Source organism: Pseudomonas sp. PMCC200344 (genome assembly GCF_030053095.1).
Classification (GTDB): Bacteria; Pseudomonadota; Gammaproteobacteria; order Pseudomonadales; family Pseudomonadaceae; genus Aquipseudomonas; species Aquipseudomonas svalbardensis.
Map to the genome: position 1 here is coordinate 4,756,986 of NZ_CP125618.1, position 14,812 is coordinate 4,771,797.

Consider the following 14,812-nt stretch of genomic DNA (forward strand, 5'->3'; position numbering starts at 1 on the left):
TCGTTAAGCCATTCTTGTTTTCGGGTGGTTACATCATTCTGAACTTTATTACGTCGATTGAGGATTATGAGTCTTGAGAGTACGGTGCCAGCTAGGACACGCAGGGGGGTTTGCTGCAAATCCTGAAGCTTCCACAGGAGGTCCCTCAGGAGTAACGATACACGAGTACAACTAGGGACAATGGACATGAGGCCTACTGTATGACTATTAACGTTGACCAGATTCTTGATCCTATTACCAATCACCTACTATTCCCTGGTATTTTTGATCTAGCAGTGAGAGATAACCAAAAAGAAGAGTTGATTCGTCTTATCGCGGACTTGCACAAAATTTATTCTATTGATGTTTTGGCGGAGTACGCGTCAATCGATCAAAAAGTACTTGGTTTTAAACTATATACAATCGTAGAAGTTTTGGCCGGTGTCATAGAGCTGATTGATGCGCCTGTGGCTGATGTAATGTTTCGTATAAAACAGCTTGAGGGCGCGGGCGGTGCTGACTCCCTTCTTTTATCTTCTTTTGAAAAGTTTTGCTTGTCAGATCCAACAAGGCTAAATGAGGCTTTTCAATTAGCGAAAGATGTATATCCTGAGACCAACCTGCTATCCGCAATTTTAATAGCCGGCTCTAAATTTGATTTTGAAACATTTCAGCTTAAGGCTTTTGAGTTAATTGCCTCGAAAGAACCACGCTTACGAGTTTCAGCAATGCACGCCCTTTCTCGATTTCAATATGGGAAGGATGTAATCCGATCGAGAGCTACATTGGACTCAATAAGTGTCGGAATACATAAATACGACGAACTATTCTTCTCAGCGGCCCTAACCACAGTATTTGCTCTAAACAGTGCAGGGTCAATTTTTGTAGAAGAACGCTTGGAGCTAGTTAACAAAATTCTTGAACACCAAAATGATCTAGTCATTCGTACCGCCGCTCGATTATTCATGATGGAAAAATTTAATATACCTGAATCTATCGTTTCGGTTTTACTAGAGAAATTTAGAGAAATCTCCCCAGTCGATAAAGAGGCAATCAAATTCCTTGATCTGGGACTAGAAGCCTTTTTAGTCGGAGGCAACACGTTAGAAACTCTTGGCCTCATCGAGTATTTGCTGGAACGAAATTCTGCTGATTTATCCGTGTCCGACTTCGATCATTTGATGTGGTGCCTTGAAAAAGCTGAAAATGCCAATTTGCGTCAGCAAATAATCACTCGCTGGCTATTGTCTGGTAAAAACAAACTTTGTTCGTCTGCCGGCAAGTTAGTATCAGAAAGTCGCGGATCAAATATAATGTTGTCTGCGGATCTGAATTTGTTAAATAAAACTCCGCCCAACGCTAGTTTGTTGTTGGCTATGAGAGCGTGTGGCTGGTTGTTTGCGAGCCAGGTAAGCGCTGCCAGTCTTATAGTTTCGACGATCGAATCCGCCTCCGACGCTGAGCAAAATGAGATAGAGGAAATTCTTTTTAATCCCTTGCTGATTAGTTATAGCGGAAGCGTTGGTAGGTATTTAGAGTCTGCCCGTAGTGAGCTGCCCCAAGAAACAAGTCAAATGATCGACCGGCTATTGGCTAGATTGGAGTCATATCACAGTGGCCTTCAGTCCGTTTCTGGCGTGAAAGAACTAGAGCCACCTCAATCTCAGCGACAGGCTTATCAACGTCAGTTCAGTCGACAGATGGCGGAATCCTTTAAGTCGGCTAAAAAGGATTCTCTAATGACAGCTCTCATGGGTAAGCCATCAGTGATCCTGTATGGAAATAGCTCTATCCATTATGTATATCACGGTCCGGATGGCGAAAAGACTCGCCAAGAAAGTCCCATGCACAGTGTCAGCACCTCAATAGAGTTTCCTACACTTGACAACATAGATTCTCAAGGACTGGAATATATGCTCCGCGCTTTTAAAGTTGGTGGGATTAGGCTATGAAGTTAATAATTAGAGAGTATTTGGCTGGTCTGAGAGAACGTGATGAATTAGATGCATTGCTGCCTGACCTGTTATCGCAGATGGGGCTTGATGTATTTTCTAAACCGGCAGTTGGCGGTCGTCAGTATGGAGTCGACGTAGCAGCGATCGGGAGTATTGATGGAGGACCTGAAACGGTCTATCTTTTTTCTGTGAAATCCGGTGATCTAGGCAGAACTGATTGGGATGGGGCATCCCCCCAGTCTCTGAGGCCCTCATTGAACTCGATTATTGATATATACATTGGCTCTCATTTACCTGCCCCTTATCGAAACAAGCCAATTGAGATATGTCTTTGTTTCGGTGGAAATATAAAAGAAACAGTCAGATTGGATGTGAGCAGCTATATTAATAACAATACTAGAGGCAATGTAAGTTTTGGCGAGTGGAATGGCGAGAAGCTGGCAAATTTGATAGAACGCTATTTTTTACGGGAGGATCTATTGCCGGAGCACTGCCGACAGTTGCTTCGAAAATCAATTGCAATACTTGACGAGCCTGATGCATCGTACTTAAACTTCAAGCAATTAGTGCACTTATTACTTTCCGATAAAACTTCATCAACAGAAGAACTATTGACATCACTGCGTCAAGTTTATCTTTGCCTCTGGATCCTATTTACTTGGTCGCGCGACCAAAATAACGTAGAGAGTTCTTATGTTGCAAGTGAGCTTTGTGTTTTGCACTCCTGGGAGAGGAGTAAGAAGCTGTTGACAGGCACGAACAAATTGCATGTATCGATCCAGAATACGTTTGCTGCCATTCAACAACTGCACATACAGATTACAACTCATTACATGTCAACATCAATACTACCTCACACAAATAATCTTCACGCACTGTCTACTGCTGTTTTTTCTTCGTGTTCGACGGACGTAAACCTAAAGATGTTTGATGTGCTTGGCCGATTGGCAACTTTAGGAATGTGGAACATATGGGCTTTTGAAAAACTAACGGAAGAGGATCGCTCTTCTGAGCTAGGACTGTCAGTAGTTAAATCTATTAGGTATTTACAATCATCCATGGCCGGGATGATTGTAAACAACCCAGTATTGAAAACGCCGTGCAAAGACGATCAAGGAATTGATATCATTTTGGCAGCTTGGTTTTTATCTTTTGATTTCGGGATCGATATTGCCGTTGATGATTGGTTGAACCAAGTGATTAATGCTGCGGAGTACCAGCTTGCGATAAAAAACAAATATCCCTGCAATTTGGGCGAGTATTACAAGCTGATCGAGCACCCTCAGAAAGGCGAGAGCTACTTTGAAGAGGTTACGGCTGGGTCAATACTTTATCCTTATCTGGCACTCTTGGTAGCGTTGATGGGCGATGAAGAAGGCTATAACAAGATTCGCTACATTAAGAAAGAATTTCTGAAACATTGCAACTTCCAATTTTGGTTCCCAGATGCCTCCTCGGAAGAAAATTTCTATGATAACAATTCAAGTCATGGTGCCACGCTTTCACATGTTTCCATGGAAACTGATGGTGGGATTTGGGGATTCCTAGATATGATATTCAAGGAATGTGACGAGTCTAAGAGCTTCAATTCGCTAAGCGCCGTAGAATTACAACACTGGCCACTTATCGTTATCGCTTGTCGACATTATAGATACCCTGTGCCTTTGCATTTTTTTAGCGGTATGTATGTCCAGTTAAAAAACGAACTGCCACCAGTTTGAAAAAGTATCGGCGCCCCCAAAAGCGGCCCATGTCGGTTCTGATTTAGAGTGCCATGAGGACGGCTCCGTGGCGCAGCTTATTCCTGTCGCCTCAAATTCCTTATGCAAGCCTCGGAATCAGCCTGTGTCAGGACCAGCATCACTTTGAGCATTTCACACCGACTTCAAGCGCCCCTCACCAATACGCGTTAACCCCTACCAGAACCAAACTCATGTAAATAATCCTCACTAGCCGCCTTCTCTCCTTAGGCGCTCGTTAAAGAGTTCATAGATTTTCTGTGCAAGAAATTCATCGTAGGCGATTCTGTAGCCAGTAACAGCCATCCCCTCGCTGCTCCAGACACCACCGTCAGATGTGTCGGTGTAGACCCACCAGATCGACTGATCCTTCACCACAGCAAACCAATTTGAATATCCAGAAGGAAGACTTTCTCGTAGCAAAGGCGTTGCCTGCCTCTCCTTTGCCTCTGCCCAGGTGCGCCACCTGCTGACCTTCTCACCCGTCTGAGCTATGTGCTTTTGAATACTGCTGCGTGTGTATATCAAACCCTCCCTCCGAAGTGTGAAGCATTCTGACCGGGGAACTACATGCTTGATCGAACCACATACGAATGACTGCTTTAGCGATAACCAGACGTTGACAGGGCATTCATTACTTTCTTTATCGCAAACTCGTGCTCTGGACCATCAGATGATGGGGAGAAGAGCCAGCCCGGAGGAAAAATTACGCTGATCCACTCTTCAGGAATGCTTTGAAGCTGTTTGAGCCAGCCGAATTCATCCCGGAATACCTCAAGGATGATTTCATCCTCCTCCGAGGCTGAATCGTCAAAAAGGTACGCACGGGGCAATCCCACTTTTGAGATCGTCCCCTCAGGGCAAGTTATTTGGCTGTAGCTACTCATTATCGAACCGCCACCACCTGGGTAGTCGTAGTGCGTAGATAGTGGCGCAACCACCCACAGCGAAGCGCCTGATGGCAGTGGCATTGCATCGGCAAGCACCAAGTACGATCCCATGCTTGTGTCGCAGACTCCGATGATGTTGCCGTTCAGTTTAAGGCGCTCCAGTTCTTGAGCTACCTTCGGCTGAACTATCTCCAGGCTGGCTCGGAGGCCTTCCAACTGCGCGCGTCGGTAGGCTATACGTGCCAGCTCGCGCTCAACACGGCGTGCCTCCTTTTCCTTCTTGAGCTGCTCACGAGCAATAACAGCTTGCGAAGGCTGAAGTTGCCTTTCGAGCAGCGCAGCTAGCTCACCACCACTGACTGTCTCGTGTGGATGAAGGTCTTGGTTATCCTCAAGGTATCGCAGCAACCGCGGCCAGCAACTGACGCTGAACCATTCGCTTGCACCATCTGCGCTCCCACCGCTGGCGACCACCTCAAGAGGATCCACGCTAGCAAAGCGAAATGTGCGGTGTAGGATTTTTTCTAGGGTGTATGCATCAGCTTCAGATGCCAGGCGAAGGCCAAGCGATTGTGGAAAATCAATCGACTGCCACTGAAAACTCCGCGCCCTAGCGAGGATGTTGTTCGCTTTGCCGATTTTGAATCGAGGGTGTTTCAGGTCTAACAGAATGTAAACGTGGGACGCCAAGTGTCGATCCTTATGATTAAACCAACGGGCCTAAACGGCCGCTTTCGGCTATGAGCATAGATTGATGGAATAGGCCAAAACAGCGGACAATTACGCAGATATAAATCATTCCCACTTAGACAACCCTTTTTAAATCCTGCCACGCAAACCGTGGCAGAAAAATAATATGGCCAATTACTTTAGAGTAGCAAATCCCTTAAGGCCGGAAGGTCCAGTCATTTTTATTCGTTTTAACTACAACCTCAACTACATCGCAGCGCTTATATTGAATATTATAGTCATACGTAATAGTCGAACCGAAAGGCACCTTCACTGCCTTCTTCGGATTCCCCACGCTTTCTGAGCATTGATTTCGATTAACTATAACGCTATTGATCGTTAGATCATCTGATGTGCTTACGATGTTTACTGTTCTGTAAGGAGTCTGAACAGTTCCATATTTGAACATTTTCTCGCCAATGCTTATTTTGAAGGGAGTATCTGTGGCGGCGCTCGCTGTCCTGCTGCCAGCACCACCAGACTCATCTTTCTGGCCCGGCACCTTGATACCGATACCACTTACTAATAATGTTTTAGCTGCCTGTATTGTCTCGGGCTTACAGGTATGTCTTGCGGTTTCCTTTCCCATGGTGTCCATGGAGCTAAAATACGCGCCCACCTTTCCGTCATGATTTTCATAACCAACCGCAACGGCACCCTCAATGTCGTCATCAGTTCCTCGGAGAACGAAGGACTTACTAACTCCGCCAACATTATTCAAAAATTGCTGTGCTCCACCGGACGGGATATCCAGTTTAACCACGCTCCCGCCATCATCCGGATCGTCGTTCGCCGCCAAAAACTCTATATAAGCAGTACTATTGCTGTGGCTGAGCGTCATTACCTCTCCACTATCCAAGGTACATTTAATGTCGTACTGTTCTTCAGCGCTAGAGTGGGCGGATATGGACAGTGATACAAAAAATGCAGCCACAACTAAATTTTTCATTAAGCGTCTTTCCCTAGGCGTTTTTTTTGGATTCAGGTTACGGGGTCGTTATTCATCGTTTGTATCGGCAGTAGAGAAAATGTCTTGAGGTACTCAATCGATGCAATCAGCCTCTACGCACCGCGCTGACCTAAATCGAACGGTCCAACGCCCGACAACACCCGGCGCTAAATTCAAAAGCCAGCATTTAGCTCCAGACTTGTCTCACCACCACCATCTCCTCCCTGCCCCCCCCAAACCAGCCTTAACCCCGCTGGCGAAATTCCGGCATAGCCGGGGATACACCTTCAAAATTAGGGATTCAATTCCTTTGTACTGCTCATCGGCTTCATAGGTGACAGCACCTAATCATCGGTCAGCCAAAGTAGTAACCAGCACTGCAAGGGAGTTCAGCGAATCGTATTCCCGCCCTCCCAGTTGGTGCACTTAGTAGCTCATCCAGCAATATTCATCGCATCGAGCGCTCTTTCAATGAGATCTTCTTCTGGGGCAGGAAGCATCGACCCCCTTCGCTCATAGAAGACCTCCTTCGCTCTCTCCCGGGTCAACCCCACGTCATCAAGCTTCATGTTCTTGACAGTCCAGCGCCCCTTCGCCGATACCCCTTTAATAACAACCGGTAGCTGGTCTTGATCACTGTCAAACTGAATATGCAATTCGATCTCGTCATCGTAAGGATGAACGATGTGGAACTCACAATCGTCGTACGTATCTTTGAGTTCTTTGATTGTGTCTATGTCGGACTTGACCGCTAGGCCGTTGCAATACTCGCAAGATATAACAAGATTTTTTGCAACGAAGGTCCACTGCGGGTAAATCGATGACGGAGCGATATGATCCCGATGGATTGTTCGCCTACCTTCTGCTCCCAAGGGCAGAGTGCACCATGCGCAGCGCTCTCGTTGGATCAAACGCCCTTGCGTAAGTACCTCGCCTTTAAATGTAGTCACTGCTTTAGCTTTTCCATACCAACGCTTCGGCCTTAACTCAACCTTTATGGCATCAAGCTTTTTTTGAACGCCAGGGTCAATGGCAGCACACCGCGGCAGGTTGATCATTTAAGACCTTCTATGAAGCTGCCAATGCGCTCTAGAATGATGTTCATGGCAGGGTTGTCCGGGCCGGCCACTTTTTCTAAGCGAGCGTAGGTCGAATTCAGCTCTCTGATATTCAGAGTTTCGGTCCCAGCAATCATTTGCAGTGCTTTACGGAGGTCATTTTCAACGTACATGTTGCCTGTAGTAGCCACACCAAAAACTCGGTATAGGATGTTTTCAGGAGAACGTCCGTACACGTCACCTTCAAACAATTCAAATTTTGGCCCTTCCTCGTATCGGGCAGTGACCAAAACCGAGTTATCATGACCCAAATCAGAAACCATAAAATGAGAGTGCGTAGCGATCAAAACATGCGTAGCGTCGATGTTTCTAAGGCTATCCAGCAGTGTCGGTATGTACTTGATCTGCCACTGTGGATGCAAGCTTATCTCAGGTTCATCGATCACAACCAGAGAATGATCATTTAGCTCTGCGAGCAGGCGAGAGTTCGTACCAATCAGCTGCTGCTCGCCTGAACTCAGGTCAGAAAACTCGCTTCCTACATTAGATTTTCCGAAGATAAGAGAAGATTTTTTAAATGCTCGCCACCGCCTAGCGGCATCAAATCCTTTTTTCCATATCTCTGCGGCTTCTGTACTCTCCAAAACTTCTGAAAGCTCATAATACATCGTAGTACCATCTACCCCCTGCTGGACTGGCCAAACACTAAGCAATCTTAAAAAATACCAAATATCGTCGAATTCTCTATCTAGTCTCGGTCTAAGACTTGACTCTCTTGCAGGTGACATCGCTCTTGCCGACTGTATACGAATTAGCTCCTCGTAAACTTCACGCCAGTCCCCCGAAAGCAATTTAAGTGATTGCAACTCCAACAAAATACGAATATCTTCTTTGAATCCCGCGAGCCGGAGCCAGTTCTTCAGCCTATCTTTGAAACCCGGAGTAGAAAAACCTGTGATGAGGCTTTGAATTACTTTTTTCTCTAGTGCACCAGTCGTTGTCAAATTTGAAGACTGCCGTAGTCCTAAGTACTTATAGAATGAATTTTCGCTTTCCGTAGTGAACCTAAATTTGTCATTTGGAAGGTGAGAAACCGTCGCTACCTGGCTTGGAAATGGTATATCTTTGAGCGTTGTACTTTTACCGTTTATAGAGCAACGAGTTTCATCAAGAATGTTGCGCTCAATCACGCACATTTTGCCGTCGAATCGATATTTTAGAATTGCCTGATCTGCTAGCCCCCTACTTCTAAACGCAGCTTTATCGCCATCCGTTCGCAGGGTATGCAAATAGCAAACCTCATCTACTATGCGACTTATGTATCTGCTTTTTCCCGAACCATTGGGACCAATCAGAACAGTTACGTTCGTGCTACCACCTTTGATGTTTTCATCAAAAAGCGGGATGTTAACTTTTTCTTCTTCATAACTTACTAAGCAGAAACCCACCTTCTTGTTTTTTCTCTTAACAGATTCGCTCATTTTATTCGCCATACCATCATACGGTTAACTTCACTATTATAACTATATCAAACAACGTAGATACTTATGCTCTACACTTGCGCCGAAACAACCACCCAACCTAACTCGCCACACGCCTGCACCACAAAACTTAAACCCCCCGGGGTGATTCCGGCACGCCCGGGTGATCATCCCAGTCTGTTATAAGCAAAAATTTTAGGTGACAGATACTTCATTAGTCGGGCTAAAAGCGTAGATCTTGGCAATCAGCTCAACCGCTTCAGAAGTAGCGGCGCCATTACGAATCAACTCTGCGAAATCATAAATTGCTGCCGCTCCTGAACCAGCGGCCAGTGCGCAGGCCATCAACTGCTTAACCTTAGCGTCGATGCTTGCCTCGATTTCTTCTCGAACTGAAGGCCCTTCGGAAAACAGCCTAGCTACGGCTACGCCTGAAGAATCATGGTCAATTCCAAATCGTTCTTTGAAGATCTTGCCCAGCGTGCCAGCCGACAGGAATTCGATGCGACCCCATCTTTTTGCTTCTTTGTTACCCTTACGGGTTTTTTCATAATGATGTAGCAGCCTTTGCGAAATTGTCGTTCCGGCGTCGTCGCGCTTGTAGTTGCGATCTTCAGCTTGCCCGGAGACTTCTTTCACAGCTTTCCACAGCAGGCACCACACCTGCGAAATACTGTAGAACTGGACGGCAGTGCGAATGGCGTTCTTGATTTCCTCAACCTGATTTCGAGGAACGTCCAATTTCTCCTTGTGGGATTGTTCATACAGATAGGACATGCACTCGGCTACGGCATAGTCGAACCACAGGTTTAACAGCCTCGGCTTATCGTCAAACGAACGAGCCGCGATCTTTTGAAATGCCTCCACGCCTGCACCCAGCTTCTCGTCCGGGACTAGGGCAAGCTTGATGCGATCCTTGTAGTAGCTTAGGCCATTGTCATTTGCTGAATAGGCGGATGCTCCGGTCGCGCGTGGGGCGTCCGTTAACACCTGCGCGCTCCATAGTCGATCGACGAAATCTTCTGCTCCCATAGGTGCCAGGGAGCGACTCTCGCGGTAGCTGAAGCTTCTCCCTACGAGACCAGATGCGACAGCTCTATCGAGGGCGAGAGCAATCAGGGAAAGGTCATCAGGGATTTCGTCGTAGCGAGTGGTAAGCGCGTCCACTCTTTCGATGTGCTTCGCTAAATAGCTCTGCAACTTGGCATTCGCTTCTGCCTCAGCAACCCGACGCTCATCGTCCTGTACCGCCTTGCATGAGGGGCAAGGACTACTGCTCGAATGCTGGGGGTCTTTGTTGACCTGGGACCGAGTTGTGATCGCTACGGCGCCACCGCAGATCGAACACGACTGGTTCTGGTCAATCACCAGGCACTGAGTCTTAACGAAGCTCGCAATACCGGCGGCGTTTTTGACCTCACGAAATGGCAACAGCGCACCGACCTTTTCCAGGAAGTCACCCTCCTCGTTCATCGCCCAATAGCGCTGGACCAGCGAGATGACTTCCGGGTCGGTAGCGTGGATCTCTAATTTGATTGCCATCGTGCGATCGGTCCGAGGAGGTGGTTTCGAATTGTCGGGGGTCGATCGCCATCCTACTCAAATTCTGGCTAATGGCCATAGATTCGCCTGAGCTTCTGAGATCCACCTGGAGCCCGAGAAAGTAGATAGGCACACCTAAGATTGTTAATTCGCACGAAATTCAACTGAGAGCTTCTGAGGTGCCTTCTTGCCACAGCGGAGGGTAGCGTTACATTTGGCTTAAAAAGCGACAGGGGGTTTTGGGGAGAGAATCAGGGAAAACGTTACATTCCGCGTAAATCGAAGGGAGAAATGAGTAAGCGTTACATTTTTTTGGTTTTGCGGGGATTTTGACGGGCGATAGATATTGTTAGGCAGTAATAAAATCTTGTAAATACTGGTATTTTTTGCTGAAAATCGAGTTTTCCTTATAGAGATCTATAGTGTTACATATATAGATCTTAAGGGTTAACTCAATGGTAAAACGATCACACAGGACCACCGCACCGCGGGCCAGTGCCGGGCGAATCACCTCGGCCAGATGCTGGGCTCGTGCAGCGAACACCAACAGCAACTCGGTGTCGGGGTTCATGACTTCGTCAACCGGCGCCAGCAACACTTCGCGGATCCGCTCGGCCAACGGCGTGCCGCCTGGTTCGCGAGTCAGCACGACCTCGATACCCGCGGCGCGCAGGCGCTCGGCCAGGTATTCGCGATTGGTGCTCTTGCCGGCCCCTTCCGGGCCTTCCAGGGTAATAAACAAGCCAGTCACAGGCAGTCCTTAGTCAGAGTCATTGCGGGCTTTGCGGCGCGGTTGCATCCGGTTCGGGCGCGGGTGCGGCTGCGGGTTCTTGAGCGGGTTCTTGCGCCGGCTCCGGTGAAGGCGACGGGTCAGGCGCTTGCGGCTCTGGTGGCGCCGCCTGAGCAGGCTCTTGCGGCGGCACTTGCGGCAAAGCCTCGGGGGCTGTGTCAGGCGATGCAGCCGGAATCGGTGCCTGCTCATCCGTCACCTCTGGCGCCGTGGTCGGCGCGGGGCTGGAGCGGTAGTCGGCACGGCGCTTGATCTGGAACTCACGCACAGCATTATTGTGCGCGTCCAGATCATCGGAGAACACGTGGCTGCCATCACCACGAGCCACGAAATAGAGGCTATTGCCAGCCACCGGGTTCAGCGCTGCATGAATCGCTTCGCGGCCGACCATGGCGATCGGGGTCGGCGGCAGTCCCGAAATCATGTAGGTGTTGTACGGCGTCGCTTCCTTGAGATGGGCGCGAGTCAATTTGCCGTTGTAACGATCACCGAGGCCGTAGATCACGGTCGGATCCGTCTGCAACAACATGCCCATTTCCATGCGCCGTACAAACACGCCAGCGATTTGCCCGCGCTCCTGCGGCACGCCGGTTTCCTTCTCCACCAGCGAGGCCATGATCAGCGCCTGATAGGGTTCGGTGTACGGCACGTCAGCGGCGCGCTGGCTCCATTCCTTGGCCAGGACTTCGTCGAGGCGGTCGTAGGCTTTTTTCAGCAGCTCGACATCGGTCATGCCGCGCACGAAGCGATAGGTGTCAGGGAAGAACCGCCCTTCCGGAAAAATCCCGGTGTGGCCGAGTTTGTCCATAACCTCGCTATCACTCAAACCGTCGAGGGTCTTTTCGAGTTTTTCATCCTTGGCCAGAGCAGCGCGGACCTGATGGAAATTCCAGCCCTCGACCAGCGTCAGGCTGTACTGAACCATTTCCCCGCGTTTCCACAGGTCAATCAGTCCTTCGACGGTCATGCCCGGCTGCATGCGGTACTCGCCCTTGTGCAACGGTTGTTTGGCGAGATTGAAGCGCCAATACACCCGCAGCCAGAAAGCGTCCTTGATAACGCCATCGGCTTCGAGTCGATAGAAGGTGCGGGTCGGTGTCGTGCCTTTGGGCACTTCCAGCAGCTCTTCCTGAGTGATGTTCAGCGGCTGTTCCAGCGCCGAATGGATTTTCCAGGCGGAAGCGCCCAGACACAGCCCTGCCAGAACCAATCCGGTTTCCAGCAGCAGCAAGAATTTACGTCTCACGTATCAAACATCCAGTAGCGCGCGGGCAATGGTTTGGAGTTTACGGGTGAGCGGACCAACCGGCCAGCTCAGTGCGGCATAGGCGCGCACCGGCCAAACGCCATACACGCTGTTGCAGACAAAGACTTCATCAGCCCATTGCAGCTGATCCAGGGTGATGTCGGTGATTTGCGTGGGGATCCCCAATGACTCGGCTTGAAACAATAATTCGGCACGCATCACGCCGGCCACGCCACAGCGCTTCAAATCAGCCGTGATCAGCACACCATCGCGAATCAGGAACAGATTGCTGAACACGCCTTCGATCACGCGACCCGCCTGATCGAGCATCAAGCCTTCGGCGTGCTCCGTATCTTGCCATTCGGCGCGGGCGATCACTTGTTCCAGACGGTTAAGGTGTTTGAGGCCGGCAAGCAGTGGCTGCCTGGACAGTCGTGTCGCACAAGGGAACAGGCGAACGCCCTGCTCGCCATGAACGGCAGGATAAGCAGCGGGTGGATTGCCTTGCAGAATACGTCGGGCCTGAGCCGAGGGATCGGGGGCATAACCGCGCAGACTGTCGCCGCGGGTGATGATGAGCTTGAGCACGCCCTCACCCAATGTGCTGGCATAGGCCAGCAGCTCACTGCGGATCAACTTATGATCGGCAGTGATCGCCAGGCGTGAACAACCATCGGCCAGACGCGCCAGATGTCGGTCCAGCAGCAACGGTTGCCCGCCACGCACGGCAATGGTCTCGAACAAACCATCACCGTAAGCCAGGCCGCGATCCTTCAGCGACAAAGCGTCAGCCGGCTGACCGTCGACCCAGCTGTCCATCAGTCAGCGAACCGGCGGAACACCAGCGAGCCGTTGGTACCGCCAAACCCGAAGGAGTTGGACAACACCACATCGATTTCCATGTTGCGCGCGGTATGCGGTACGAAATCGAGGTCGCAACCTTCGTCCGGCTCATCAAGGTTGATGGTCGGCGGCGCTACCTGGCTGTTGATCGCCAGCACACTGAAGATCGCCTCGACCGCGCCCGCCGCACCCAACAGGTGACCGGTCATGGACTTGGTCGAACTGACCGCCAGCTTGTAAGCGTGATCGCCGAATACCGACTTGATCGCACAGGCTTCGGCAAGGTCGCCCGCCGACGTCGAGGTGCCGTGGGCGTTGACGTACTGAACTTGATCGCCATTGATCTTGGCATCGCGCAGCGCATTGGTGATGCAACGTGCAGCACCTGCACCATCAGCCGGTGGCGAAGTCATGTGGTAGGCATCGCCACTGGTGCCGAAGCCGATCAGCTCGGCGTAGATCGTCGCGCCGCGGGCCTTGGCGTGCTCCAGTTCTTCCAGAACCAGAGCGCCGGCACCGTCGGACAGCACGAAGCCATCACGGCCCTTGTCCCATGGACGGCTGGCGCGGGTCGGTTCGTCGTTGCGGGTCGACAGTGCGCGGGAGGCACCGAAGCCGCCCATGCCCAGACCGCAAGCTGCCATTTCAGCGCCGCCGGCAATCATCACGTCGGCTTCGTCGTACATGATGTTGCGTGCCGCCATGCCGATGCAGTGCGTACCGGTGGTACACGCAGTGGCGATGGCGTAGTTAGGTCCCTGTGCGCCCAGATGGATGGACAGGAAACCGGAAATCATATTGATGATCGAGCCAGGCACGAAAAACGGAGAGATCCGTCGTGGGCCGGAATCATGCAGCGTGCGGCTGGTTTCTTCGATATTGGTCAATCCGCCAATACCCGACCCCATGGCCACGCCGATGCGCTCACGGTTGGCGTCGGTGACTTCCAGACCGGCGTTACGAACTGCCTGAAAACCTGCGGCCAGACCGTATTGAATGAACAGGTCGAGCTTGCGAGCTTCCTTGACCGACAGGTATTCCTCGACATTGAAGCCCTTTACCGAGCCGCCAAAACGGGTGGAATAGGCAGAAAGGTCGGTGTGTTCGATCAGACCAATGCCACTGCGGCCAGCCAGAATGCCCTGCCAACTGCTCGGCACATCCGTGCCCAGTGGCGACAACATACCCATACCGGTGACTACGACGCGTCTACGCGACACAGCACTCTCCTTTTTCAAATGACGACTTTGCATCAGGCCTAAAGAAAAAACCGCACGCCGTGATGGCAGTGCGGTTTTTCCATGACAGCAAGCAACGATTACAAGCTATTAAGCCTGGTGGTTAGTAACGTAATCGATTGCGGCTTGTACAGTAGTGATCTTCTCAGCTTCTTCGTCAGGGATTTCGGTCTCGAATTCCTCTTCCAGAGCCATCACCAGCTCAACGGTGTCAAGGGAGTCGGCACCCAGGTCTTCAACGAAGGAAGCAGTGTTGACCACTTCTTCTTCTTTAACGCCCAGTTGCTCAGCAACGATTTTCTTGACGCGCTCTTCGATGGTGCTCATACCTTGTTTTCACTCCTAATGGACAAATTCAGGCAGCTGGCCAGTG

Annotated in this window: 11 protein-coding genes and 1 pseudogene; 2 read left to right on the forward strand and 10 right to left on the reverse strand. The window is 50.2% G+C overall.

Annotated elements, in window-relative coordinates; genetic code table 11:
- The first annotated feature begins 200 nt into the window (after positions 1–200).
- A complete protein-coding gene (locus tag QFW87_RS21780) occupies positions 201–1,931 on the forward strand; it encodes a hypothetical protein (protein ID WP_283188856.1) in 1,731 nt (576 codons plus the stop codon).
- On the forward strand, positions 1,928–3,655 hold the full coding sequence (locus tag QFW87_RS21785; RefSeq protein WP_283188857.1) for a hypothetical protein: 1,728 nt from the start codon (positions 1,928–1,930) through the stop codon (positions 3,653–3,655). The genes QFW87_RS21780 and QFW87_RS21785 overlap by 4 nt, the downstream gene beginning before the upstream one ends.
- 620 nt (positions 3,656–4,275) lie before the next feature.
- Here the strand turns inward: QFW87_RS21785 and QFW87_RS21790 are convergent.
- The 10 genes and pseudogenes from QFW87_RS21790 to acpP form a co-directional block, all read right to left on the reverse strand.
- Positions 4,276–5,253: a GIY-YIG nuclease family protein gene (locus tag QFW87_RS21790; protein ID WP_283188858.1), complete on the reverse strand. Its 978-nt coding sequence runs from the start codon at positions 5,251–5,253 to the stop codon at positions 4,276–4,278.
- Positions 5,254–5,449: 196 nt separating this feature from the next.
- Entirely contained in the window at positions 5,450–6,241 is a 792-nt protein-coding gene (locus QFW87_RS21795) for a hypothetical protein (RefSeq protein WP_283188859.1), read from the reverse strand.
- A gap of 434 nt (positions 6,242–6,675) precedes the next feature.
- Positions 6,676–7,299: a hypothetical protein gene (locus tag QFW87_RS21800; RefSeq protein ID WP_283188860.1), complete on the reverse strand. Its 624-nt coding sequence runs from the start codon at positions 7,297–7,299 to the stop codon at positions 6,676–6,678.
- Complete coding sequence (locus tag QFW87_RS21805) at positions 7,296–8,780, reverse strand: AAA family ATPase (RefSeq protein WP_283188861.1); 1,485 nt, start codon at positions 8,778–8,780, stop codon at positions 7,296–7,298. Before QFW87_RS21805 ends, QFW87_RS21800 begins: the two co-directional genes overlap by 4 nt.
- 195 nt (positions 8,781–8,975) lie before the next feature.
- Positions 8,976–10,322 (reverse strand): hypothetical protein, encoded by a 1,347-nt coding sequence (locus tag QFW87_RS21810; protein WP_283188862.1) that lies wholly within the window; start codon positions 10,320–10,322, stop codon positions 8,976–8,978.
- A gap of 457 nt (positions 10,323–10,779) precedes the next feature.
- Positions 10,780–11,073, reverse strand: a pseudogene (gene tmk, locus QFW87_RS21815) (dTMP kinase); the annotation flags it as partial.
- A gap of 19 nt (positions 11,074–11,092) precedes the next feature.
- Complete coding sequence (mltG, locus tag QFW87_RS21820; protein WP_283188863.1) at positions 11,093–12,358, reverse strand: endolytic transglycosylase MltG; 1,266 nt, start codon at positions 12,356–12,358, stop codon at positions 11,093–11,095.
- A 3-nt stretch (positions 12,359–12,361) separates the two neighbouring features.
- Positions 12,362–13,177 carry an aminodeoxychorismate lyase gene (pabC, locus tag QFW87_RS21825; RefSeq protein WP_283188864.1) on the reverse strand — a complete coding sequence of 272 codons (816 nt, stop codon included), beginning with the start codon at positions 13,175–13,177 and terminating at the stop codon, positions 12,362–12,364.
- Entirely contained in the window at positions 13,177–14,421 is a 1,245-nt protein-coding gene (gene fabF, locus QFW87_RS21830; RefSeq protein WP_283181252.1) for a beta-ketoacyl-ACP synthase II, read from the reverse strand. The genes pabC and fabF overlap by 1 nt, the downstream gene beginning before the upstream one ends.
- Positions 14,422–14,529: 108 nt before the next feature.
- The gene (gene acpP, locus QFW87_RS21835; RefSeq protein ID WP_003442511.1) at positions 14,530–14,766 is read right to left on the reverse strand and encodes an acyl carrier protein; all 237 of its coding nucleotides are present in this window, start codon (positions 14,764–14,766) and stop codon (positions 14,530–14,532) included.
- Positions 14,767–14,812 lie beyond the last annotated feature (46 nt).